The 23,425-nt window shown below is 54.2% G+C and carries 18 protein-coding genes and 1 pseudogene; 18 read left to right on the forward strand and 1 reads right to left on the reverse strand.

Annotation, left to right across the window (positions count from 1 at the left end):
* From icmH to C3708_RS04560, 9 genes are all read left to right on the forward strand, one after another.
* Nucleotides 1-777 carry a type IVB secretion system protein IcmH/DotU gene (icmH, locus tag C3708_RS04520; protein ID WP_103948920.1) on the forward strand — a complete coding sequence of 259 codons (777 nt, stop codon included), beginning with the start codon at nt 1-3 and terminating at the stop codon, nt 775-777.
* Nucleotides 778-789: 12 nt separating this feature from the next.
* Nucleotides 790-3,381 carry a type VI secretion system ATPase TssH gene (gene tssH, locus C3708_RS04525; protein WP_103948921.1) on the forward strand — a complete coding sequence of 864 codons (2,592 nt, stop codon included), beginning with the start codon at nt 790-792 and terminating at the stop codon, nt 3,379-3,381.
* A gap of 2 nt (nt 3,382-3,383) precedes the next feature.
* The gene (locus C3708_RS04530; protein WP_103948922.1) at nt 3,384-4,922 is read left to right on the forward strand and encodes a sigma-54-dependent Fis family transcriptional regulator; all 1,539 of its coding nucleotides are present in this window, start codon (nt 3,384-3,386) and stop codon (nt 4,920-4,922) included.
* The gene (locus C3708_RS04535) at nt 4,919-5,473 is read left to right on the forward strand and encodes a type VI secretion system-associated protein TagO (RefSeq protein WP_103948923.1); all 555 of its coding nucleotides are present in this window, start codon (nt 4,919-4,921) and stop codon (nt 5,471-5,473) included. Before C3708_RS04530 ends, C3708_RS04535 begins: the two co-directional genes overlap by 4 nt.
* Nucleotides 5,470-6,870, forward strand: coding sequence for a type VI secretion system protein TssA (tssA, locus tag C3708_RS04540; RefSeq protein WP_103948924.1), 1,401 nt, complete (start codon nt 5,470-5,472; stop codon nt 6,868-6,870). Before C3708_RS04535 ends, tssA begins: the two co-directional genes overlap by 4 nt.
* A gap of 27 nt (nt 6,871-6,897) precedes the next feature.
* Entirely contained in the window at nt 6,898-10,395 is a 3,498-nt protein-coding gene (gene tssM / locus C3708_RS04545; RefSeq protein WP_103948925.1) for a type VI secretion system membrane subunit TssM, read from the forward strand.
* A 37-nt stretch (nt 10,396-10,432) separates the two neighbouring features.
* A complete protein-coding gene (locus tag C3708_RS04550; RefSeq protein WP_103948926.1) occupies nt 10,433-11,860 on the forward strand; it encodes a VasL domain-containing protein in 1,428 nt (475 codons plus the stop codon).
* Nucleotides 11,860-13,251, forward strand: coding sequence for a tetratricopeptide repeat protein (locus tag C3708_RS04555; RefSeq protein WP_103948927.1), 1,392 nt, complete (start codon nt 11,860-11,862; stop codon nt 13,249-13,251). Before C3708_RS04550 ends, C3708_RS04555 begins: the two co-directional genes overlap by 1 nt.
* A 386-nt stretch (nt 13,252-13,637) precedes the next feature.
* Nucleotides 13,638-14,156 carry an Hcp family type VI secretion system effector gene (locus C3708_RS04560; protein ID WP_046897939.1) on the forward strand — a complete coding sequence of 173 codons (519 nt, stop codon included), beginning with the start codon at nt 13,638-13,640 and terminating at the stop codon, nt 14,154-14,156.
* 724 nt (nt 14,157-14,880) lie between these two features.
* On the opposite strand, the gene C3708_RS23680 is transcribed toward C3708_RS04560, so the two are convergent.
* Nucleotides 14,881-15,333: a hypothetical protein gene (locus C3708_RS23680; protein ID WP_158251353.1), complete on the reverse strand. Its 453-nt coding sequence runs from the start codon at nt 15,331-15,333 to the stop codon at nt 14,881-14,883.
* A gap of 16 nt (nt 15,334-15,349) precedes the next feature.
* Between C3708_RS23680 and C3708_RS04565 the strand changes: the two genes are divergently transcribed.
* The 9 genes and pseudogenes from C3708_RS04565 (at nt 15,350) to C3708_RS04595 (ending at nt 23,425) form a co-directional block, all read left to right on the forward strand.
* Nucleotides 15,350-17,425 (forward strand): type VI secretion system tip protein VgrG, encoded by a 2,076-nt coding sequence (locus C3708_RS04565; RefSeq protein WP_103950324.1) that lies wholly within the window; start codon nt 15,350-15,352, stop codon nt 17,423-17,425.
* Between the two features lie 9 nt (nt 17,426-17,434).
* Nucleotides 17,435-17,824 (forward strand): annotated as a pseudogene (locus C3708_RS04570) (PAAR domain-containing protein); the annotation flags it as partial.
* Between the two features lie 70 nt (nt 17,825-17,894).
* The gene (locus C3708_RS04575) at nt 17,895-20,225 is read left to right on the forward strand and encodes a hypothetical protein (RefSeq protein ID WP_103950326.1); all 2,331 of its coding nucleotides are present in this window, start codon (nt 17,895-17,897) and stop codon (nt 20,223-20,225) included.
* Nucleotides 20,222-20,692 carry a hypothetical protein gene (locus C3708_RS23545; protein WP_133159903.1) on the forward strand — a complete coding sequence of 157 codons (471 nt, stop codon included), beginning with the start codon at nt 20,222-20,224 and terminating at the stop codon, nt 20,690-20,692. Before C3708_RS04575 ends, C3708_RS23545 begins: the two co-directional genes overlap by 4 nt.
* Nucleotides 20,693-20,713: 21 nt before the next feature.
* Nucleotides 20,714-21,067 carry a hypothetical protein gene (locus C3708_RS23750; RefSeq protein ID WP_199184149.1) on the forward strand — a complete coding sequence of 118 codons (354 nt, stop codon included), beginning with the start codon at nt 20,714-20,716 and terminating at the stop codon, nt 21,065-21,067.
* A gap of 90 nt (nt 21,068-21,157) precedes the next feature.
* A complete protein-coding gene (locus tag C3708_RS23755; RefSeq protein WP_199184145.1) occupies nt 21,158-21,385 on the forward strand; it encodes a hypothetical protein in 228 nt (75 codons plus the stop codon).
* Nucleotides 21,382-21,834 (forward strand): hypothetical protein, encoded by a 453-nt coding sequence (locus C3708_RS04585; protein WP_103950327.1) that lies wholly within the window; start codon nt 21,382-21,384, stop codon nt 21,832-21,834. The genes C3708_RS23755 and C3708_RS04585 overlap by 4 nt, the downstream gene beginning before the upstream one ends.
* 17 nt (nt 21,835-21,851) lie before the next feature.
* A complete protein-coding gene (locus C3708_RS23835; RefSeq protein WP_233210395.1) occupies nt 21,852-22,379 on the forward strand; it encodes a hypothetical protein in 528 nt (175 codons plus the stop codon).
* Nucleotides 22,380-22,507: 128 nt separating this feature from the next.
* Nucleotides 22,508-23,425, forward strand: a complete 918-nt coding sequence (locus tag C3708_RS04595) for a DUF4123 domain-containing protein (RefSeq protein ID WP_103950350.1) — start codon at nt 22,508-22,510, stop codon at nt 23,423-23,425.

A 23,425-nucleotide genomic window follows, 5' to 3' on the forward strand; every position in this document is an offset into this window, starting at 1 on the left:
ATGGCAACTGATGCAATGTACCACGACGGCCTGAAAGGGCTGCTCCATGAGGATGCGGGTCTGACGGACAGCGATCCTGATTATGCTTTCAGGATGCGGGGTAACAGCCTGAATCCGATCGTTGACGCGGTCACTCCGCTGTTCGGCATGGTTGCCCGCGTGCGCACGCTGAGCCGCCATAACGATGTGGCAGGTCTGTATCAGACTGTGTCAACGGAAATCCGTGCGATTGAGCAGGAACTGCGGGGGCTCGACTATGAGAATGGCGTGATCCTGTCGTTTCGCTATGTGCTGTGCTCCTTTATTGACGAAGCGGTGATGGCCCATGAATGGGGGCACCAGAGCGTGTGGGCGGAGAACTCCCTGCTGTCTCAGTTTCATGGTGAAACCTGGGGCGGTGAAAAGGTGTTTTCTGTTCTTGATAAGCTGCGGGACGATCCCGTGCGTTATCGCGATGTGCTGGAATTTATTCTGCTGTGTCTGCTGATGGGGTTTCAGGGGCGTTATCGTCTCCTGCCGGACGGCAAAAAAATGCTACAGGAGATAAGCCAGTCCCTTCAGCATCAACTGAACCCGGAACCTGTCACTCAGCCGCCAGTGTTACATCTTGATTTTGGCCAACAGGCCGCCCCGTATCGTCTGTCCCGCCAGGTGTCACTGCGCACTGTCGCGGGCAGCGCCTGCCTGCTGATGGCTTGCATTTTTCTCCTTTTTCACCATCTGCTCAGCAATCAGACGCAGGATGTCCTGCGTCAGTTGAGTGAACTCTTAAAGTGAGGGCGTTAACCCATGATCCGCATTGATCTGCACATTCTTGTTGAACGTCTTCATCCGGTTTGCCGCCATATGCTGGAAGAGGCGGCGGCCGTGTGCGTCAGCCAGCAGGGTGCTGAAATTCGTGTTGAGCACCTTCTGCTGAAAGCGCTGGAGACGCCGTTAAGCGATATCCGCCTCATACTGGATCATGTCGGTATCGCCCATGAAGAAGTGAATGATCTTCTGGATGTGGGGGGCATGGATAAAGCCATTGCACCGGGCTATCCGGCGTTTTCGCCTCTGTTGGTGGAATTACTGCAGGATGGCTGGATGCTGGCTTCGGCACAGATGAGTCATCTGCAGTTGCGCAGCGGTGTTGTATTGCTGGCACTGCTGATGACACCGGGACGCTATGTATTACCTGCCGTTTCCCGCTTGCTGTCGGGCATTAACCGGGAACGGCTGGCGCAGGATTTTGATGGCTGGGTGAAGGGCTCGGCGGAAGGTGAGGGGAACACTTCAGCGGGGAACACGCTTGCCTCCCCCTCTGCTACGGGGGAGCTGTTGGCTCGTTTTACGCATAACCTGACCCAGGACGCCCTCGACGGGAGGCTCGATCCGGTGCTGTGTCGGGATGATGAAATTGACCTGATGATCGATATCCTTTCACGCCGTCGTAAAAATAATCCGATTATCGTCGGTGAGGCGGGCGTGGGTAAAAGCGCGCTCACCGAAGGACTTGCCTTGCGCATCGTTGCCGGTCAGGTACCGGATAAGCTCCGGGACGTGGAGCTGCTGTCTCTGGATTTAGGGGCCATGCAGGCAGGTGCCGCCGTGAAAGGGGAGTTTGAGAAGCGATTTAAGGGGGTGATGCAGGAGGTTAAGGATTCACCGCGTCCCGTCATCCTGTTTATTGATGAAGCTCATACGCTGATTGGAGCAGGAAATCAGGCGGGTGGGCTGGATGTCTCGAACCTGATCAAGCCCGCGCTGGCACGTGGTGAGCTGCGTACGATTGCTGCCACCACCTGGAGTGAATACAAGAAATACGTTGAAAAAGATGCGGCGCTCTCGCGTCGCTTTCAGTTAGTTAACGTCGGTGAGCCGGATGTGGAGCAGGCGACGGTTATTCTGCGCGGACTGCGTAGCGTCTATGAGAAAGCACACGGGGTCCTGATTGATGAGGAGGCCCTGCAGGCGGCAGCGTCTCTGTCGGCGCGCTACATCTCAGGTCGGCAGTTGCCGGATAAAGCCATTGATGTGCTGGATACGGCCTGCGCCAGAGTGGCGATTAACCTGACCACGCCTCCCCGCGAAGTCAGCCATCTGCAGACCCGTCTTGAACAGCGTGGGCTGGAAATTGTCCAGCTCGAGCGCCAGTCGCGCATTGGTCTTGGCGATCATCAGGCCAGGCTCAGTGAGCTTTGTGCTGAGGAACAGACAGAACGTGCAAAGCTGATAAAGGAAGAAGAGAACTGGCAGGCGCAGCTCAGGCTGGTGCAGGCGATCGTCGCACTGCGCGCGCAGTTGCTGGCGACAGAGAGTGAAAACGATGATGAACCGATGGCTGCACTGCGCGAGCTCGAGCAGGAGCTTGACACGCTACAGGCATCATCGGTGCGGGTGTCAGCGCATGTGGATGCCCGGCAGGTGGCTTCGGTGGTGGCTGAGTGGACGGGCGTGCCTGTCAACCGTATTTCCCAAAGCGAACTGGACGTGGTGATGAACCTGCCTGCGTATCTTGGCGACAGTATTCGGGGCCAGTCGCTTGCCATTGAACATCTGCACCGGCATCTGCTGACGGCACGTGCTGACCTTCGTCGTACCGGGCGTCCGCTGGGCGCATTTTTGCTGGTGGGCCCCAGCGGGGTCGGGAAAACCGAAACCGTGGTGCAGATTGCAGAGCTTCTTTTTGGTGGGCGTCATTACCTCACCACCATCAACATGTCCGAGTATCAGGAAAAACACACCGTCTCTCGACTGATTGGCTCTCCGCCGGGGTATGTTGGTTTTGGGGAAGGCGGTGTGCTGACCGAGGCTATTCGGCGTAAACCGTACTCGGTGGTGCTGCTCGATGAGGTGGAAAAAGCCCATCCGGATGTGCTGAACCTGTTCTACCAGGCGTTCGATAAAGGTGAAATGGCCGACGGTGAAGGGCGGCTGATTGACTGTAAAAATGTGGTGTTCTTTTTGACCTCTAACCTGGGATATCAGGCAATCGTGGAGCACGCCGGGGAGCCGCAGGCACTTTACGACGCGCTCTATCCGGAACTGGCGGCCTTTTTCCGGCTGGCTTTGCTGGCCCGTATGGAGGTTATCCCTTATCTGCCGCTGTCGTCCGACACGCTGCGTACCATTGTGAAGGGCAAACTGACTCATCTCAGCTCGCTGCTGGCGCAGCGTTTTGGCGCGAGCGTTGAGACCGACGATGCGGTGGCTGACGAGATTTTGCGTCGGGCGACCCGCAGCGAGAATGGCGCCCGTATGCTGGAATCCATCATTGACGGAGCGTTGTTGCCGTCGTTGTCGCTGCAATTGCTGCAGAAGACATCAGCGGCTGAACCGGTATCCCGGATCCGTATTGGTGTTGATGCCGGTGAGTTTGTGTCAGTGGTGGAAGGGTGAACATGCGACAGGCGCTGCAGTTTGCAGAATCCCTGATCCAGCCGGACAATGATGCCGCGCTGGTCGACTGGCTGCTCGCGACCCTCCGTGAACGCTTGCAGCCTCTGGGCATTATCCTGGGACTGTGCGATTACAGTGGACGTTTACTGGCGTGTTCCGGACAGCATCCCGGCGGAGCATTTCGTCTGGAGTTGCCGGTGGATGACTTCGGCCATCCGCTGGCCGGTGTGGTACATGACAACGCCCCGCATCTCTGGGAAACCCTGAACGGGGGGGCGCGGACAGAGCACGCGGGTTTTCGTGAACTGCTGATGACCATGCATACCACCACTGGTCTGCTGGCACTGCCTGTCTGCGATGAAACGCAAAAAATTACCGGGGTGCTCGGATTCTTTGATGAGGCGGATGCCCTTCAGCGGTGGTCTGACAGCGAGTTACCCGGACATATTCTCCGGTTGTTTACCCTCCAGCGCAGTCGGCTGCATCAGATGCAGCATAATCAGAAAGAAAGCCAGTGTCTGCGCGATTCACTGCGCAGGGTGACGTCTGAGCAGTCGCAGCACGACAGGCTGACGCACCTGTTGGAAAGCCGTCTGGTCGGTCAGTCGGCTGTGATACAGCAGCTTCGGGAGCGCATCCGGCATACGGCGGCACATTCCCTGTCGGTGCTGGTTGAAGGTGAAACGGGTTCCGGAAAAGAGGTGGTGGCGCAGCTGGTGCATGAATGCTCCTCCCGTGCCGGGCAGCCGATGGTCGCGCTGAACTGTGCGGCAGTCCCCGAAAACTTGATTGAAAGTGAACTTTTCGGCTGGCAGAAAGGCGCGTTTACCGGCGCTAACAGCCATAAAGAAGGGCTGATTGCACGGGCGAATGGCGGCACGCTGTTTCTCGATGAGGTGGGCGATATGCCCCTTGTCATGCAGGCCAAACTGTTACGCGTGCTTGAAACCCGTCAGTACCGCCCGTTGGGTGGTGATAAGGAGCAGTATTCCGATTTTCGGGTGGTTGCTGCCACGCATTACTCGCTCAGGCAGCGCGTTACCGACGGGCATTTTCGGCAGGATCTGTACCATCGTCTTTGCCAGTGCGAGATCCTCGTTCCGTCCCTGCGTGAGCGTCCTGAAGATATTCCGCTCTTGTGCCGCCATTTTATTGCGACTTTCAGCCAGCGCGACGATAAACATCCTGGTGACATCAGCCTGACGTCGCTCAGGCAACTGCTTGGCTATTCGTTTCCGGGCAATATCCGTGAGTTGCGTAACATGACAGAGGTCGCCTGCGCACATGCCGCGGACGGTCAGATGATTGACGTACAGGAACCACTTTCGGCGCCATCTGATATTCGTTCACAGGCGAAAGCATACGAACCTGATGATTACCCACATGTCCGGGATTTACGTGAAGCCGTTCAGACCTTTGAGTCGGGTGTTATTCGCTCACGTCTGGCGTTTTTTAGCGGGGATCGTCAGCGCGTGGCTGAGAGCCTGAATATTCCGCGCCGGACGCTTGATCATAAGTGTCAGAAGCTGGAGAAGGCATGATGGGGATGCTGACGTTATTGCCACTACTCGCCGCGCTGACGGGGAAGTCGGTTGCTCCAGGTGGTCTGGACAAGTGCCAGTCGGAACAGGATCCCACGTTGCGGCTCGCCTGTTATGACGCCCTGGCGCGTTTTCATCATTCCCCGGCACAACAGCAGGCCCGTGATAGCGGATTTCAGTTGACGACCGAACCTGTAAAGGGCGATGGCGTAGTGATCCGCACGATCCCGTCCGCCGGGGTAATCACGGTGTCCTGCCAGAGTGGGATCACCCGACTCAGCGTGCGCCCTGCCACTCCTTGGCAAGGGGATACGGTGAAAGCGGACGTTGACGGGGAACCGGCTTCCGGTAACTGGTTTGTGCGTGAGCAGGGGCAACTGCTGGAGTTTGCCCGGGGACTGCCTGCTATTGACGAGCTGCGTCACTGGTTCGGGCATCAGGCACTGACGCTCTCGAACACTCAGGGCCAGTCCCTCCGCCTGCCGCTGGACGGGCTGGAGAGCGCCATCAGGCCGTTGCGTCAGCAGTGTCGCTGGGGAGGGGCGTCATGACATTCCGGCATCCCTGGAGCCCGCGCCTGCTGGCTGCGCTGTCTGATGAGCTGACGGGAAGCGCAGTGAGCGCAGACGATCCGCTGTGGGAAAAAACAGAGACTGAGCTGGTGAAGCTGGGGTCACTTGCCCACAGTGAGGTCAATCTGGATGCGGTGGCGCTTGACTGCCTGACGCTGCTGGAAACCCGTACCAAGGATATGCGCGTACTGGTGCAACTGGTGCGCTGTCTTCAGCATCCGGCGACCACCGCGTCATGGTCTGCTGCACTGATCCTGATGAATGACTGGCTGTCGGCTTGGTGGATGCGGGCATGGCCGAACAGTCCGGCACAAAAGCTGCGCCTGATGGTCCAGATGGTTCGCCGTTTTGAGGGGGCACAGGCACGCCTGTGTGAGCGGGCAACGGGGAGCGAACTCGAAGAGGTGATGGTGCTGATTCAGACGCTGGCACGGACCTGGGGAGCGCTGATGCCAGAACAGGGAGGCCTGTTTGACGAATTGGTCAGTACCCTGCAGCGCGCCGCGCGCCACTTACAGGCGCAGAACCCGGTCAGTGCAGAGCGTCTCTCTTCCCCTGCATCATCGACAACAGCAGCATCACCAGAGCCTGTTATTCGCAATGATCGCATCACCCTGAACATCGACGATGCCGATGAACGGGCATGGCAGCAGACGCTGCTGAAGGTGGCAGACCGCCTGACTGAACACCAACCGGGTGAGGCGGTGGGATATCGTCTTCGCCGTTATGCCATCTGGCACACCATTACGTCCCCGCCTGTTGTCAGCAGAGGAAACCGTACGCCGCTGGCGGCGGTGTCATCTGATCGTGTAAGTGAATATGAATCTGCACTTGCCTGCGCTGATATCACCCTGTGGCGCCAGACAGAAACGAGCCTCTCCCTTTCACCTTACTGGTTTGATGGTCACTGGCTGTCGGCGCAGATGGCGACAGTACAGGGATTTGCTGGAGTCTCGAATGCCATCAGGGACGAACTTCTGCATGTATTACATCGCCTGCCCGCGCTGAGAACGCTGACGTTCAGTGATGACACCCCTTTTTTATCGTCGCGTTGTGAACAGTGGTTGCGGACAGCAGAGACGGAACGGGCGGAAGCCTGTGGTGATGTGAACACAGCGATTGGTGCCTGCCGCGAAGAGCAGGGGCTGAATGCGGCGCTGGCACTGCTGGAAGACAATATCAGGTCGCAAAGTGAGCCCCGCGAAGCCTTTTATGCCGGACTGATGCTGGCAGAGCTGCTGGATGCTGAGGGGATGGTCAATCTGGCTGAGATGCATTACCGACAGCTCTGGCAGCAGGCACAACGGTTGTCTCTGGAACAATGGGAACCAGGGCTGGTGGAACGTCTGGAGCGTGCCGTCCGGGCGCGTCATTAACAGGAATGACTGGGTATAAGAGAAATTATGCTGAATAACATTATCGGTTTTTTGCGCCAGGGGCTGCAGAAAGTCTCCTTCTCCTGGCGGCTGTTTGCGGTGGTGCTCTGGGTCATCATCCTGGTGGCCGTCTGGTGGGCAGGACCTCTTTTTACTTTTCATGAGGTGAAACCCTTCGCTTCTCTCTGGTCAAGGGGATTGTTTACGCTGGGATGGCTGTGGCTGGCCTGCATTGTCATGCTGTGGCGGGTATGGCGCCATATGCGCAGCGCCCGGCAGGCGCAACGATTACAGGAGAGCAGGCAAAAAGATCCGCTGCAGACGTTGGTTGACGGCCAGCAACGGTTCCTGGACGGCTGGACACAGGCTCTGAAGGCACTGCCTGGTCAGGATTCCGTGTACGGTAAACCCTGGTACATGATGCTCGGTCTTCCGGACAGCGGCAAAAGCAGCCTGCTGCACCGCGCCTGCCCGCCGAATAAACTCAACGCCCGCCTGCACAATGCGTTGCGCTCCCTGCAGGACGGACAGAAGGTGGATTGCTGGCTCGGAGACGGGGCGGTCATTATCGATCCAGACGGTGATCTCTTACTCCAGGCGGGACGGGGGACGGAAGACCAGAATGAGCAGAATGCCCACCTGTGGCGACATTTGCTGACCTGGCTGAAAGCGCACCGCCGACGCCAGCCGCTTAATGGTCTGATCCTGACGCTTGATCTCAGTGAACTGGCGAGGATGGGGACATCCGCCCGTCACGCCAGAGCCCAGGTGCTGCGTACCCGTCTGATGGACATTGCCGATGAGCTGCATACGCGTCTGCCAGTCTATGTGGTCCTCACGCATATCGATATGCTGCATGGCGCAGGAGATTTTTTCCGCCAGCTGGATGCGCAGACCCGACAGTCGCTGCTTGGCGTGAGCTTCAGCCCTGACACGGTGGGGACAAACGCATGGTCCGGCGAGCTTGATACATTCTGGGATCTCTGGCTTAGCCAGCTCAACGCGGCGCTCAGTGCCACAATGCTGGAGCCCCCGGCGCAGACGCCTCCGGCAGATGCGTTTTTGTTTATACGCCAGCTTGCGGGACTAAAATCGTTCCTGCAGACAATGCTGTCAGATGTGCTGGCTGGGGACGAAATGGCCGGTTTCCCGGTACGGGGGATTTACCTGAGCTCGGTGTACCAGCAGGGGGTGCCTTTTGATGGTTTCTTCCGGGCAACGGCCCGGCGTTATCGTCTGACGGAAGCGGCGTATTCGGCCGCACGGGGCGAGTCCAGCGTCTGGTTTGTACGCCAGCTGTTTACCGATGTAGTGTTCCCCCAGGCGCATCTTGCCGGCGAAAGCCGTTTACATCAGCTGTATCGTCGTCGCCGGATGTCCATCGGCACCGGCCTCATGGTGCTGACGGCGTCTCTTTTCAGTCTGGGCTGGTACCATTATTACCAGACGAACCGCGACGCGGGACATCAGGTTCTGCTGTCTGCCCGACAGTTTATCAACGCGCGTGAAAGTGCCGGACAACAGGCTTTTGGCGCTGATTTGCTGCCACGACTGAATCTTATCCGGGAGGCCACTCTCTCGTTTGGCGATTACCGACGTAAAAACACTCCGCTGGCGGATATGGGGCTGTATCAGGGGGGCCGTATCGGTCCTTATGTGGAAACGTCCTACCTCGCGTTATTGCAGCAGCAGTTTCTGCCGGCTGTTCTTGCGGGGCTGGCACAGGACCTGCAGCAGGCCCCCCCTGCCAGTGAAGAAAAAATGTCGGTGCTGCGCGTGATGCGTATGACGGAAGATGCCTCGGGGCGCAGTATTCCCCTGGTCGAGCAGACTATGGCAGGGCGCTGGCAAAAGGCGTTTCCTGAACAGGGGCAAATCCAGCAACAGCTGATGCAGCATCTGGATTATGCCCTCAGGCATACCGACTGGCACCACGCGCGGGGACAACAGGATCCTGACGCGATTGCCGCCTGGAAGCCTTTTGCACAACCTGTCGCTGACGCGCAGCAGGAGCTGAGCCGTCTGCCGTTATATCAGCGGGTGTATCAGGGGCTTATGGTGCGGGCCACCGCGACGCTGCCGCCGGATCTGCGGGTACAGGATGAAACAGGGCAAAGTTTTGACAGCGTGTTTGTGCTGCGAGATGCGCATGCCGGCACGGTGCCGCGTCTGTTCACCTGGTCCGGCTACAGCGATTTTTTCCGGGGCCAGAATAACACGTTGTTTGATTTGACCGGGCTGGATGCGTGGGTGCTGGGGCAACATGAACAGGTTCAGCTGAGTGACGCCGATCGCAGTGAAATTCAGCGCCAGGTAAGCGATCGCTATATCAGCGACTATACCGGTCACTGGCAAAAACTGTTATCCGCGCTGGATATTCAGCCGTTTGATTCGCCAGAAGAGGCGCTGTCGGTACTGAATACCCTTACCGGCGATGAGCAGCCTTTCCAGCATATTGTCTCCCTGCTGAGCGATAACACCGCCGTTCGTCCACTGACCGGAAAAGGGGCTGCACAACAGCGAGATACCCTTCAACGGATAGCGCGTCCGTTTACCCAACTGGACGATACCCTGAAAAATCGTGGCGATAATGCGCCACTTATCCAGGGCGTAAACCAGAAACTCGTCGGCCTGGCACAGTGGCTGGAGCAGATAAACAGTGCAGGCGATCCGGGTGCTGCTGCCTTTAAGGCCCTGCAGCTGCGCCAGAGCGATCCCTATAAGGATCCGGCTTTCAGCCTGCAACAGTATGCGCGGGGGCTGCCGGCCCCACTGGATCGCTGGGTCGGTCAGATCGCGACACAGGTCGCCGATGTGACGACGTCGCTGGCCATGTCATCCCTGAACCAGGCGTGGACTGAGCAGGTGCTGACGCCGTTTAACGACACCCTGGCTGACCGCTATCCCTTCAACCCGACCTCTTCGCAGGATGCGTCACTGTCTGAAGTGACCCGTTTCTTTGCACCCGGCGGCACGCTCGATGGTTTTTATCAGTCCAGCCTCAAACCGCTGCTGGACAGCGGCGTGCTGAAACAGGATGCCGGTAACGGCAACCTGCAGGCGCTGGTGAACCAGCTTGACCAGGCTCAGCGGATCCGGGAGGCCCTGTTTAATGCTCAGGGGCAGCCGGAAGTGCACTTTGTGGTTGAACCGGTTGAACTGACTGCCAGTAAACGCCGCAGTGTGCTGAACCTTGACGGCCAACTGGTGGAGTACAGCCACGGTCGGCGCCAGAAAGTGCCACTGGTCTGGCCGAACGCCCTGCGTGACGGCTCTGAGAGCAAACTGACGCTGATACCGGATGATGGTGCCCGCTCACCGCGAAGCCTGGGCTTTACCGGTCCGTGGGCGATGTTCCGCCTGCTGGATGCCGGCAACCGGATGCAGGTCAGTCGGGGTTCGTTTGATGTGCGCTTTGGTGTGGATGATGGCGCCATGACCTGGCGGGTCTACAGCGACGCTGACCACAGTCCGTTTGCCGCAGGGCTGTTCAGCCAGTTCAGTTTACCGGACACACTTTATTAACGGGGCCCGCTGCCCCTCAGAAAACGGGAAGAACCGGATGCATGATCCACAGCAGGTGCTGAGTGTGGGGCGCGATCCCCGCGTGTTGCCGGAATATGAAAGACTGCGTAATGAAATCAATAAACTCAGCCATGTGACGCGACCAGAAGTGGACTGGGCACTGGTGCACGAGATGGCGCAGGCTATTTTTGAAAAGCAGGGCGTGGATCTTCAGACCGCCCTCTACTTTACGCTGGCCCGCGCTCGTCTGCATGGACTGAGCGGTTTTACCGAAGGCTGTGAGTTTCTGAGCACGCTGATTGTGACCCAGTGGGACAACGTCTGGCCGCTGGCCCATCAGTCCCGGGCGCGTGTGGAAATGCTCGACTGGTTTATTGCACGCGTCAGCGACGTGTTACGTCAGTACCCGGTTGGTCATGACGATAAGCGTCTGATTTACCGCTGTGAACGGTCACTCCAGCTCATCAGTGAGAAACTGCATCATGCGGGGCTGTTCCGGGTGCCGCGAATTGAGAACCTGCTGCACTTTATTGAAGGGTATACCCGCCTGTTTGATGAATCAGAAATTGTGATTGTGTCACAGGAGCAGGACGTAATGAAAAAAGAGATGCAGGTGCCGCCGGTTGTGTATTTCCGGTCTGACGACGCGGACGGAAGTGTGAGTCCGGATCTGGCACAGCTACCGACCGGCAGTATCATTGTGGGCCGGGAAAAAGGGACTCTGAAACCAACGGTGCTGAAAATAAAACAAAACAAGCCCCCGCGCCCGTCATGGTTCTGGTTTGCCAGCGGAATGGTGAGCTGCCTGCTGCCGGTACTGATGGTGGCCGGCTGGGGTTACTGGAGCACGCTGCAGTCTTCCCGGCAACACGATGCCACGGCGATGCTGGAAGCGAATGCGCTGACCTGGCCTGTGGCCCCCGATGCCGCCCGGCTGAGCGATGTGCGTCTGGCGCTGGGGGAACAGGCTCTGCGTGACATGGAGCCACAAATAAGCCGGGATTATCAAGCGCAGATGGCGCATGTGCAGCAGCTCTCACCGCTGTGGGCGTATCAGTATGCCGACGGGCTGCGACGTTCTCTGCGGATGCTGTACCCGCAGTCGCTGGCGGTCAGTGCGATGGACAGCCAGTGGCAGCAGATGCTGAGTTCACAACGTGGGGTGACGCCGTCGGTCTCCGGCTGGCCGGATGCCACCGTGCGGGTGGATGCGCTGTTGACAGAGCTGCAGAGCCTGGAACGCCTGCACAAAACGGTCACTATCTCTTATCTCAAATCCTCGCTTTATGACCTCCGCAAGGACATGGACCGCGACACGCCCTTTAGCGTGCGACTGAACCGGCTGGAAGCCCTGCAGCGTGCAAATCAGACAGTCAGTCAGGCTGAACTGGATGCCCTGCAGGCGACGCTCAAATCGTACAGCGTGCGGCTGTATCAGCTGCAGCCGGCACCGCGGGACTTGTGATGATGCCGCGATTTTATCTGTCATTACGCCTGATGGTGGTGGTCGTTGCCGGTGGTCTGAGCGCCTGCAGCGCGCCGCTGTCAACGCTGCCGGAAGCCGCGCTGGAGCAGAAAGCGCAGGCCGGGGATGCACAGGCGCAGTACGTGCTGGCCGGAAAGCTGTCGGCTCGCGGCGAATACGGACGGGCGCTGGCGCTGATGAAACAGGTGGCCAGCCAGTCAGCGGCCTCGGATGCGTCACGTTCAACCCGTGCGGATGCGGCGCGTCAGGCCGGGGACGGGTATTACTCCGGGCTGGGGGAGCCGCGCAACGAACCGCTTGCCCGTCAGTGGTGGACACGGGCGTCGTCGCTTGGTGATGCACAGGCCAGTATGAATCTTGCCGGACATTGCCAGGCAGAACATGGCACATCGCCTGTTGCGGACTGCATCAGTCAGTTTGAGAAGGCAGCACAGCAGGGTAACGCTGAGGCACAACTAATGCTTGCCCGCTGGTACCAGACACAGCCTGAGGGTGAAAAAACGGCGCTGTCATGGCTGCAAAAAGCGGCCGCGCAGGAAGAGCCCGCGGCGCTGGCCCTGCTGGCCCGCTGTTATGAAACCGGCAACGGTGTGGACAAGGCACCGGATATCGCCCGCCGTGATTACCGTCAGGCTGCCGCGCTGGGTAACCCGGAGGCACAGCGCTGGCTGGCTGAACACAGTGAAGGCACGGAAATACTGATGTGGTATCAGAAAGCGGCGCAGGGCGGGGATGTGGCCGCGCAACGCTGGCTGGCACAGGCTTACCTGAGCGGTAACGGCGTGGCGCAAAACCAGACTGAAGGGATGCTCTGGCTTAAGCGTGCTGTCGATAAAGGCGATGCCCGCGCACAGTACCTTTACAGCCAGTACCAGAGCACTGATGAGATGCGGCTTCACTGGCTGACGATGTCGGCAAAAGGCGGCGACCTTAAGTCTGCGCATGCGCTTGCCGGGTGGTATGAAAAACAGGGCGATGAGGCTCACGCCAGAAGCGCCTGGCAGCAGCTGGCTGCACGGGGCGATGCGGAAGGGCGCTACCACTACGGCGACATGCTGCGCCTTGGCCTCGGCGGACCACACGATTATACGCAGGCCTTTATGCAGTACCGTCTCAGCGCGATGGCGGGAAACCGGATGGCACAGTACCGGGCAGGCATGATGAGCCAGGACGGACTGGGGCTACCGCGCAACCGAATTCAGGCCTATGCCTGGTACTCCCTGGCCGCTACGGAAAACGCTAAAGACGCGGTGGATGCACTGAATGTGCTGGAAGCCCTGCTGAAGCCCGATGAAATTAAAGCCGCACAGAAGCTGGCCCGGGAGTGGAGCCTGCGTATTGCTCAGGATCAAAACGAGGTGGCTCGCTGACTGGATGTTGTGCCCCTCGGATGATGGTGGCGTGGTTGTTTTTTAATCACTGGGCCACGACGGAATAGTTTCGTGTGTGATTTGCGTCACAAAAATATTTGCAAAATCGAACATAAAAACATCGCAAAAAGAACAAATACAAAATCTGCGCAACTTCTTGCTTAGCTTTCAGGATAAAACACTTTTTACGCAATAAACGCCGTGAAAGTGAGAGGTTTGCGCAACTTCTTGCTTGATTTTGCGCAAGATCTGGCGCGACCCCGTTTTTTACCTGAAGTCATAAAACACAAAATCATTTAAAAACAACAAGATAAAAACATGGCATGGAAGTTGCTATATGTCTGGCGGAAGTTCACATCACGTTTAATTAAATGGAGAAGTTAGCAATGCCAACACCGTGTTATATCAGCATCAAAGGGAAAACCCAGGGCAACATTACTGAAAACGCATTTACCGCAGAATCTGTCGGTAACATCTATGTGGAAGGCCACAAGGACGAAATGCTGGTACAGGAAGTGAAGCATGTGGTCACCGTGCCTACCGATCCGCAGTCTGGTCAGCCGTCAGGTCAGCGCGTGCATAAGCCGTTGAAGTTCACCGTCGCGCTGAACAAGGCCGTCCCGCTGATGTACAACGCCCTGGCCTCCGGTGAAATGCTGCCGGAAGTGAAGCTCAACTGGTACCGCACCTCCGTTGAAGGGAAGCAGGAGCACTTCTTCGCGACCACCCTGGAAGACGCGACCATTGTCGATATTAACCTGCATATGCCGCATTGCCAGGATGCGGAAAAATCGGACTTCACCCAGCTCATTGAAGTCTCACTGGCGTACCGCAAGATTACCTGGGATCACCTCAAATCCGGCTCGTCCGGCAGCGATGACTGGCGTAAGCCGGTTGCCGCATAACCGTCATACAGCCCGGGCTTCGGCCCGGGTTATTCAGTGCTGAGGTGTGGCACCGGCCAGACCTGAACACTGAGAGAGACATTGACCCCGAACGGTGAAAGCCGGGCGTGCGGTAGCCATTGCCCTGAAAGAGGGGAGATGACATGGCGGACTGTACGGGACTGCAGTTTACAGTGACGGTGGGGGAATTTCTGTCATCAGGCTCGTGGTTAAACTCCGGGGCTCTGAACGACAGCAGAGGCAAGTACAAAGCATACACCGGGTCACCCTTACCGGGCTCATTGCGGCTTATGTTTATGAGAGATTAATTATTAGAAGGTTCCTTTATGAGTAATTCAGTTTTTTACCGGAAAGAACGTCCAGAACGTTGTAAAGCCAGATTCAATTTTGATGGACACGGTGGTGTTACGTTAAAACCGGATAACAATATTATTTTTCAGGCTAATGGTTATAAAGAATATATTGAGCCTAAGACACGAAAAATAACGCTGAAAGTAAATGCAGTTGATAAAAAACAAAGCGAAGAATATAACGTATCTCTCGATGTAACAAACAACTGTATTGTTTACTCACGAGTTGTGGGTGATACCAAAAAACATTCAATTTCTGAGCGGAAAGCTAAGTTGCTTTTAGATGAGAGAAATAAATGGAAAACTCAGGGGGTTAATAAGGTTTCAGGAGAGGATGCTGAGAGTTTTCATGTTTTAAGTTTTTTATGCAAAGCTCATGCAACCTCATCGGCCAGGTCCTGTCTTATATCCGGGACTATTGTTGATAATTTTAACACCGCATCAGCATACAAAGGACAAAACCTTAAGGCTGAATTGATAAACAGAGTGCCTTTTGAAAACCCTTTTGCCAGTGGAAACGAAAAAGAATATTTTCTCATTGGTGAAGTGACGAAGGACGATATTAGTAAGCTTACTGAAATACTCCCACAGCAAAAAGATAACAGTCCCGTACAGAAAGAGAACAATGTTGCTCCTGCTCCTGCTCCTGCTCCTGCTCCTGCTCCTGCTCCTGCTCCTGCTCCTGGTTCGGGTTCGGGTTCGGGTTCGGGTTCGGGAGGGAGGGGGGAGACAGTAGGTTCTGCAAATAGCAACAATGTCATGGGGGCATCAGTCAATAATCCTGCTCCACAATTAAACACATCGACCAGTACGTCGAACTCCTCCACCTCAACGCAGCATGGAATGCCCGGCGCTCAGATTACAAGTGCTGCTAATAGGTTAGTCAATGGTACGGGACTGCAGTTTACAGTCAGGATGGAGAATTTATCCGCCAGCACGTTTGCGGTGGTGGAGTATGAGCTGAAGGAATCCCTGAATGCGCCGTTTGAGCTGAGCCTGAAACTGGCGAGCCCGCAGCCCGGGATTGATTTTGGCGACGTGCTGGACCAGCCGTGCGAGCTGATGGTCTGGTATGACGGCGAACTGCAACGACGGGTCAGCGGGATCGTGAGCTATTTTGCGCAGGGTGATACGGGATTCCGGCGCACCCGTTATGAGGCCATTGTGCGACCGGCGCTGTGGCGTACCGGACTGCGTACCAACTGCCGGATTTTCCAGGTGAAAAAGCCGCAGGACATCATCGGTGAACTCCTGGAGGAAGCGGGCATTCTGGACTACGCCTTCTCGCTGCGTCAGGACCATGCCGCGCGCGAGTACTGCGTGCAGTACCGGGAAAGCGATCTGGACTTTATCACCCGTCTGGCAGCGGAAGAGGGGATGTTCTTCTGGCACGAGTTTGATGAGGGAAAACACCGGGTGGTGTTTGCCGACCATATCGGTGCGCTGGAGAAAAAAGACAGCCCGGTGTTCTTCAGTCTGGCGAATCAGGGACTGGAGCTGGGGGCGTATATCCGCCAGTTCCGCTATGCCGAAGCGGTGCGAACCACGACGGTGGAGCTCCGGGACTACAGTTTCAAAAATCCTGCTTACAACCAGTCGAACAAAAAAATCAGTAACGAGCTGGCCCATCAGCGTGAGCCGTACGAGCACTACGACTATCCGGGGCGCTACAAGCAGGCTGAAAGCGGTAAAGCTTTCAGCGCGTACCGGCTGGATGCGCTGAGGGCCGATGCGGTGACCGGTAACGGCCTGTCAAACTGCGCGGACCTGCGCCCAGGACTGCGGTTTACGCTGGAAGAACATCAGAACGAGGCATTTAACACGCAGTGGCAGGTCGTGTCCGTGAAGCATGAGGGAAAACAACCGCAGGCGCTGGAAGAGGAAGGGGGTGACAAACCCACGACCTTTACCAATAAGTTTGAAGTCATCAAAGGCGGGACCGCCTGGCGCGCGCTGATGCCGGAACGTCCGATGGTGGACGGCCCACAGATAGCGACGGTGACGGGACCGGCCACGGAAGAAATCTACTGTGATGAACACGGGCGTGTGAAGGTGAAGTTCCCGTGGGACCGCTATGGCAACAGCGACGATCTGAGTTCCTGCTGGGTGCGTGTGAGTCAGGGCTGGGCGGGGGGCCGCTACGGTATGGTGGCACTCCCGCGCGTGGGCCATGAGGTGGTGGTGAGCTTTCTGGAGGGGGATCCGGATCAGCCGATCGTTACCGGGCGTACGTACCATGCGACCAATCTGGCGCCTTATGTGCTGCCGCACAATAAAACCCGTACCGTCATTCGCACGGATACGCATCAGGGAACCGGGTTTAACGAACTGAGTTTTGAAGATGCCGCGACGCGCGAGCAGGTGTTTCTTCATGCCCAGAAAGACCATGACACCGTCATCAATAACAACCACCGGCAGAGCGTGGGAAACGATCAGCATCTGAGCGTTGTGCAGGATAAGTTTGAACGTATAGACAGGCACAGCCATCGTACCGTGGGGCAGGATGATTACGAACAGATCCACCAGGATCACCATCAGTCCATCGGGCGCAATTTTATTCAGAGTATTACCCAGTCCTTTAAGCGCTTTATCGGTGGCGGTGAGGTTACCCGCATTGAGGGCAGCCGTCAGACCACGCTAACCGGGTCTGAAGAAGCCATCATTGGCGCTAACCAGCGCACGGTGGTGAATAACAATCATTACCTCAAAGCCACGGATATCGTACTGGAAGCGGGCCAATCCTTCACCGTCAAAGGTCCGGGAGGGTTCATGAAGATAGATGAGTCGGGCATTACACTGCAGGGCAATCTTGTCAAAGTGAATGAAGGGGGAAGCCCGGGCGTCGGGACAGCCCCGGTCTCTGTTGAACCTGAATCACCGGCGGCACCTTCGCTGCCGGATGCACCATTACGCCCTTAAGGAGGCTTTATGCCAGGCGCTGCACGACTGGGTGATACCGGACAAGGCCACGCGTGTTTTCCGGATACGCCAGTTATTGAAGGAAGTCCCGATATTCGTATCAACGGGGTGCAGGCTGTCCGTCAGGGCGATGCGGTGGCCCTCCATGGTTGCCCGTGCCCCAACACACCGCATGGTATGCATTCGCGGTCTATTTCAGCGGGGTCATCAACGGTGCGCTTTAACGGGAAACCCGCCGCACGTATCGGTGATGCGATTGGCTGTGGCGGCATGATTGCCTCCGGTAGCGGTAACGTCATTATCGGTGACACGCCCTGGAAATCTCCGGTTCATGACTGTGCGAAGCAGGCTGTACTTGACCGTGCTCCGTTACTGGGTCTGTCGCCTGCGCTGACACCAGAACCCCTTCCTGATGTGAGAAAGCTTATCTCTCGCTGAAAGTCATTGATTAGATAAAAAGGTCGTTCCGATGGAAACACGTTATCCGATAAGGCAGGCTAACGGCAAAGACTTTGACAGTCAGGAGGAAATACTGACTCTGCTGCGCCAGGAAAAACACGGGCGCTGGCTGTCGGGCTCCAATGACATGTGGCACGGTGGTATACATATCAGCCGCAATACTGCCCCCTGGTCGGTGTTGACGCCGGATACCGGTGACGATGCGGTACCGCTGCAGTGTATTGCCAGCGGAGAACTGGTGGCCTGGCGCGTATGCCAGGATTACGTTATGGGTAACCTTGGGGACAAACCGCTGCAGTATTCACCGTCATTTTTGCTGGTGCGCTCAGTACATAAACCTGCAACAGACGCGTCCACCTGGCTGTGCTTTTACACGTTATACATGCACCTTGCGCCGCTCTCCTGTTACCCGAAATGGACGGTGTATCAGGTGACCCCAAAGGGCAATGGTCTTATCATGCGCCAGTACAGCGGCAGTGAAGTGTCGGGGCAGACCGTGCCCCCCGAAGTCTCTCATAAAGCCCGTCTTCACAGCGGTGAGCAGGTGCTGATTGAACGGCAGGAAACGTTCCTGCTGCACAACGGGCAGGCGGAAGTGTTTGGCCTGGCGCAAAGACTGAAAGACGGCTCGTCAGTGGGGGATAAGTTCTGGACCTCCGCCCGTCCGGCTTTTATGGAGCCGCTTAGCGAGCAGTATGGTTATCTGCCAGACTGGATGTCAGTAGCGCTGAAGAAGGGGCAGTTTGATACCGTGGTCTGTCCTTCGGTGATGACGGCCATTAAGGCCGGTGATGCGATAGGATTTCTGGGGAAAGAAGAGGTACCGGACGAGTTCAGCAATGTAACAGCAGACTGGTTCTCGCACATCGAGGTGCTGAGTAACGATGGCAGGATGCCGCTGTTTCTTAATAACCCGGCGCAACTGCATACGGGGCGCCAGTTTTTGCTGGTTCCTGAAGGGAAGCAATTGTACCAGTGCGAAGAAAAGGGCAGCAGCCCTGCCTTTGAGCCGGTGGAGCTGACGAATCAGGGGGATGCCGCAGATATCATCCCGGCCGAATCAGCCACGTCTGCGACAGACAGCGCCAGCGTGGCGTATCTGCAAATCCGTCCCGGTACCTGGGTACGCAAGGATGATGTGGATACGGTGAGTCAGAACGACCTGGCGAAACTGAAGTTCAAAGCCGTGGGGCAGGAGCCCGTCAGAAATCAGCTCCGCAGTCTGGAACAGCAATGGGTCATCGATGCGTTCCGCTGGCTGGGTAGCCAGCTCTGGGCCGGACGTGATCTGGAGTCGGGGCAGTTGCAGGCGTATTACACCAGAATGGCGGATGATCTGGAGAAAGGGAATATTCCCCAAGGTTCGATAAACCGGTACCGCAGTTCAATATCCGCCGCTCTGAACCACTGGAACCCATATGTTGATTTTTTCCTGCGCAGGCTGGTGGTAAAGCACGAAAGTGAATGGCATGGCGGAAGCACTAACCCGAAATGGAATGGTGTGCTTGCCACAATGACAGGCGAATCTTTAGCTTATGTTCAGCAGTGGCTGGATGCGCATGAGTGGATGAGTCAGGTGCCGGAGTTCAGCAAAGATGAAGCCGTGTGGCATTTTCATCCGGTTGAGTTTTTGAGTACTCTTAATACTGGTACTGATGGTGTTACATATGAACAATTGAAAACGATTTTCCCTCAAGCGTCTGATTCAGACATTAATACTGTTGTGAACGAACTACGCGGAAAGCTTAAGCTATATAAGCTGGATACCCCTACAAGACTGAGACATTTTTTCTCCCAAATTAAAGGTGAAGTTGGTACTGATATGAAAGGGAAAACTGAAGGGTTTCAATTCTCACCAGAGGCATTACGATCATTCAGTCAGTACTACCGACAACATCCGGATGAATCAATAAAAGATGGTTACGAAAAAAATGCAGCCAAAGTGATAGTTCGCAGCGCTGATGAACAAGCGATTGGGCGTAAGCACTATTTACGACTGAATGGAAATAGACAGGATCATCCTGACGATGGTTATAACTTTAGAGGTCGTGGGTTAATTCAGATTACTGGATATGAAAAATATCATGATTTCATGTCTGAATATCCTAATTATTGGCAAGATGCTGTTCCAGATACCGTGTCTCATCCTGAGGTAGTTAATGAAATGCCATATGCAATTCGCACAGCACTTTGGTATTGGATTAGCGCAAAACCCTACAGTGCAGATAAAGGAAGAGGTTATGATGATGTTGCTGATGTGACTATAATAGTGAATGGTGGCAGTATGGGGCTTACCGCGAGAAGAAATGCATACAGATTATGTGAGAAGGTTTTTTTATGAAAATAGTTTTCTTTGCTCTTTTTTTTATGTATTCACTTCATAGTTATGCTGATGAATGTGGCTTAGATGAGATAATGATCGCATCATGTGCGTTGAAAGGTAATACACATCGAACTGCTTCATTTTGTGTTAATGAGAAGAAAGGCTATCTTTATTATTCTTTTAAGAGGAATGGAAAGGAAGAGTTAAGAGTGAATTTTAGTCAAGATAGAAAGCTAAAAAGATGGGTTGACCAATGGACGTACACTACATATTTTGGATTTAGTCGAGGGAATTATGATTATGTTCTTGGTGTCCCTGAAGAAAAACCAAATGCGGTTGCATTTTTAGATGTAAAGAAAAACGGAAATTCTTTAGTTTTGAATTCTTGTGTTTCTAATTCTTTTGGTGGTAAGGATGTTAAAAGTAGTAGTATTGAAGATGTTTCAGATAGTTCAGTGAGGGATAATAATTTCAAATTCCCATAGTCTGTACCGAAATGGAATGGTGTGCTTGTCACTGTGTCGGGGGAGTCTTTAGCTTATGTTCAGCAGTGGCTGGATGCTCATGAGTGGATGAGTCAGGTGCCGGAGTTCAGTAAGGACGAAGCAGTATGGCATTTTCATCCGGTAGAGTTTCTGGCAGTTATAAATACCTCTACGGTTAATTTAAAAATAGCTTGTTTAAGAGCGTTTATGCGAATGATTCGGGTTGGTGAGGGCACAACTGCTGATGTAGGATATAGAACTATGTTTGCTGGTGCTACATTTGAGAGTTTTGATGATCATCCTAATCAATTACATACTGCAAATGGTATCAGTTCAACAGCGGCTGGAGCGTACCAGTTCTTATATCGAATTTAGCGTTCACTAAAACTTAAACTGCAGCTAACAGATTTTTCACCTAAGAGTCAGGATCTTGCCTGTATTGAGTTGATTTATGAAGATCACTCATTGCAGCTCATTTTAGATGGGAAAATTAATGAAAGTATAAATTTATGTAAGAATACATGGGCAAGCTTACCCGGTTCTCCTCATGGACAACCAACTCAACGATTGAATAATGCTATATTGGAGTATAATAAATATCTTGAGGATGAAAAGAAAGGTAATACATCTTTACATGCAACTGAGCGTGAAATGCTAGATTTCATCATTGAGAATTACAAGGTGGACTTGTGAAAAAAATAGCTTTGATTTCTTTCCTTATGGTATCACAGGTTCATGCTGGGAGTGATTTCGAAATTTCATCGAAATGTGGAAGTGTTGATTATAAAATTTTATCAAATTGTAGGGTTAATAATTTAAAGTCTGGACAGGTTGAGGTTAGTAATCCTGAGTGTACTATGCAATCCTTAGTTATTAACAATAAAAAAATAGACCTTGCTCAGTTTGGCGGAGTAATTGAAAGAGTAAATAAAAATGGTGAAAAAGTAAGTATGATGCAGTATGTTTTTTATAGTGCATATTGCATCCAGGATAAAAAGTTGGTGCTTGCTTCATCTGGTGGATGCAATGCCTGTGGTGAAAAATTCGAAGCATTTAATTTAGATGGTATAAAAAGTTCAATACCATCCGGATCTTTAGGGAATGGAGTCGACATTTTACCTGATAAGCTTTTTATGCATTAATTTCTATGGTGTGAAAAATGAAGTTAAGAAATAAATATCCACTGCTAATTTCTCTACTATCTACTTTTGTTATAAACATCTTCTCGGTTGGAGATGTCGTAGCAGGTGAGTTACCCAAAGGAAAAGACTATCCTGTGAAGCATGTATACAGAGGAAGAGTTGTATCTCATGTTGATAGAACAGATGATTTTACAAACACGTATAGAACCCGATTTAAAGAGGCACTACAAAATCCTGTGACATTTGCGGGGGAATATTCCCAGGCGGTATGGGGATGTGGAGGTTCTGGATGTCATGTTACTGCCTTAATTAATAAAAGAACAGGGAAAGCACTGTCACGTTCATTCTTGGTATATTATGAGGGGGATGATAGTCCTATCGGAGAAGATATCCTCTATATGAATAAATATAGCCGTCTGTTAGTTACGTATGAAGTGGATGAAGATACACACAAACGGTTTTATAATTATTATCTTCTGAATAATGGTGATCTTGATTTAATTGATAAAGTAAGCGATAACAGACCGGCGAATACCCCTAAGTAGAGAGTTATCTCACTTTCACTGATTGGTCGTTTCCTCACAATACTGATAGCTGAACATGTATTAAGAGGAAAGTAACCCAATGATTCATCACTGTGCTTGGCTTTTATTCTGTTTTGGGAGATTTATCCGTGCCCCTTTCTCAGTCTTTTTTAATACACGACCAGACCACTCATGACCAATGGCTAAGTACCATTGGTCAGGGTGGTTGTTTTATTCTTGCTGAATCTGCCATTAACGATGCCGTTCCCTGGCAAGCTGAGCGCCATTCTGGAAATAATGAACTGACACGTTTGTACTGGGATGAGACTGGAGCCATTCATGCGTCCATTTCGCCATATATCATCCCGGTAAATTCGGATAACTGGGAACAGGCAAAAGAATACATCCTTACCCGTGACGGTTGGGGTATAGGGATCCGGTTATCCTGGTTGGATCGTATTCAGAGTAATGAAGCGCAACTGAAGGTGCTTTCACAGCATCTGCGCTCATGGTTGCTGGTGACCACGCCTGAACAGGACGATGTGACGTTACGCCTTGCCGACTGGCAGGTTGTCCGTCCGCTGCTGGAGGCCAGTACCCATCCTGAAGCAACGGCTTTCTTCGGTCCTGTTGCTGAATTCTGGCATCTTGCGCCCGATGGCTCAGCTGAAAAGCTGGAACTGACTCATCACACTGAACATCCCTCCAGTATCACGCCGCCCCGGACACTCAGCCCGCTGCAGTGGCAGGCCATTCTGACGCCTTCCCTGTTGAATACCCTGCAACGCTATATGGCCCACCTCCGGCAACACCATCCCCGTTGGCACGATGCAGAAAACAACGAACTGCAGCAGTTTACTGAACAGCACTACCAGCAGGCTCTTGAATATGGTTTTCGCCATGACCGCGACATTGTGCGTTACCTGGCGCTGGCGAGCGAACTCCTTCCCGGCTTTATTGGTGACGCCTGGGCGCAGGCCATCATGAGAGACGCTGAATATACTCCCGCAGGCAGTCGTATGGACCGCCTGTACAGTACCGCGGTTGAGATGATGGATAACGCGTAA

Origin of the sequence: Lelliottia sp. 7254-16, from assembly GCF_002922995.1 — a bacterium.
Taxonomy (GTDB): Bacteria; Pseudomonadota; Gammaproteobacteria; order Enterobacterales; family Enterobacteriaceae; genus Enterobacter; species Enterobacter jeotgali.

Bases quoted from the DNA above. Each gene is read 5' to 3' on its own strand.
- icmH (WP_103948920.1), top strand. From the start codon at position 1: ATGGCAACTGATGCAATGTACCACGACGGCCTGAAAGGGCTGCTCCAT.
- tssH (WP_103948921.1), top strand. From the start codon at position 790: ATGATCCGCATTGATCTGCACATTCTTGTTGAACGTCTTCATCCGGTT.
- C3708_RS04530 (WP_103948922.1), top strand. From the start codon at position 3,384: ATGCGACAGGCGCTGCAGTTTGCAGAATCCCTGATCCAGCCGGACAAT.
- C3708_RS04535 (WP_103948923.1), top strand. From the start codon at position 4,919: ATGATGGGGATGCTGACGTTATTGCCACTACTCGCCGCGCTGACGGGG.
- tssA (WP_103948924.1), top strand. From the start codon at position 5,470: ATGACATTCCGGCATCCCTGGAGCCCGCGCCTGCTGGCTGCGCTGTCT.
- tssM (WP_103948925.1), top strand. From the start codon at position 6,898: ATGCTGAATAACATTATCGGTTTTTTGCGCCAGGGGCTGCAGAAAGTC.
- C3708_RS04550 (WP_103948926.1), top strand. From the start codon at position 10,433: ATGCATGATCCACAGCAGGTGCTGAGTGTGGGGCGCGATCCCCGCGTG.
- C3708_RS04555 (WP_103948927.1), top strand. From the start codon at position 11,860: ATGATGCCGCGATTTTATCTGTCATTACGCCTGATGGTGGTGGTCGTT.
- C3708_RS04560 (WP_046897939.1), top strand. From the start codon at position 13,638: ATGCCAACACCGTGTTATATCAGCATCAAAGGGAAAACCCAGGGCAAC.
- C3708_RS04565 (WP_103950324.1), top strand. From the start codon at position 15,350: ATGCCCGGCGCTCAGATTACAAGTGCTGCTAATAGGTTAGTCAATGGT.
- C3708_RS04575 (WP_103950326.1), top strand. From the start codon at position 17,895: ATGGAAACACGTTATCCGATAAGGCAGGCTAACGGCAAAGACTTTGAC.
- C3708_RS23545 (WP_133159903.1), top strand. From the start codon at position 20,222: ATGAAAATAGTTTTCTTTGCTCTTTTTTTTATGTATTCACTTCATAGT.
- C3708_RS23835 (WP_233210395.1), top strand. From the start codon at position 21,852: ATGAAGTTAAGAAATAAATATCCACTGCTAATTTCTCTACTATCTACT.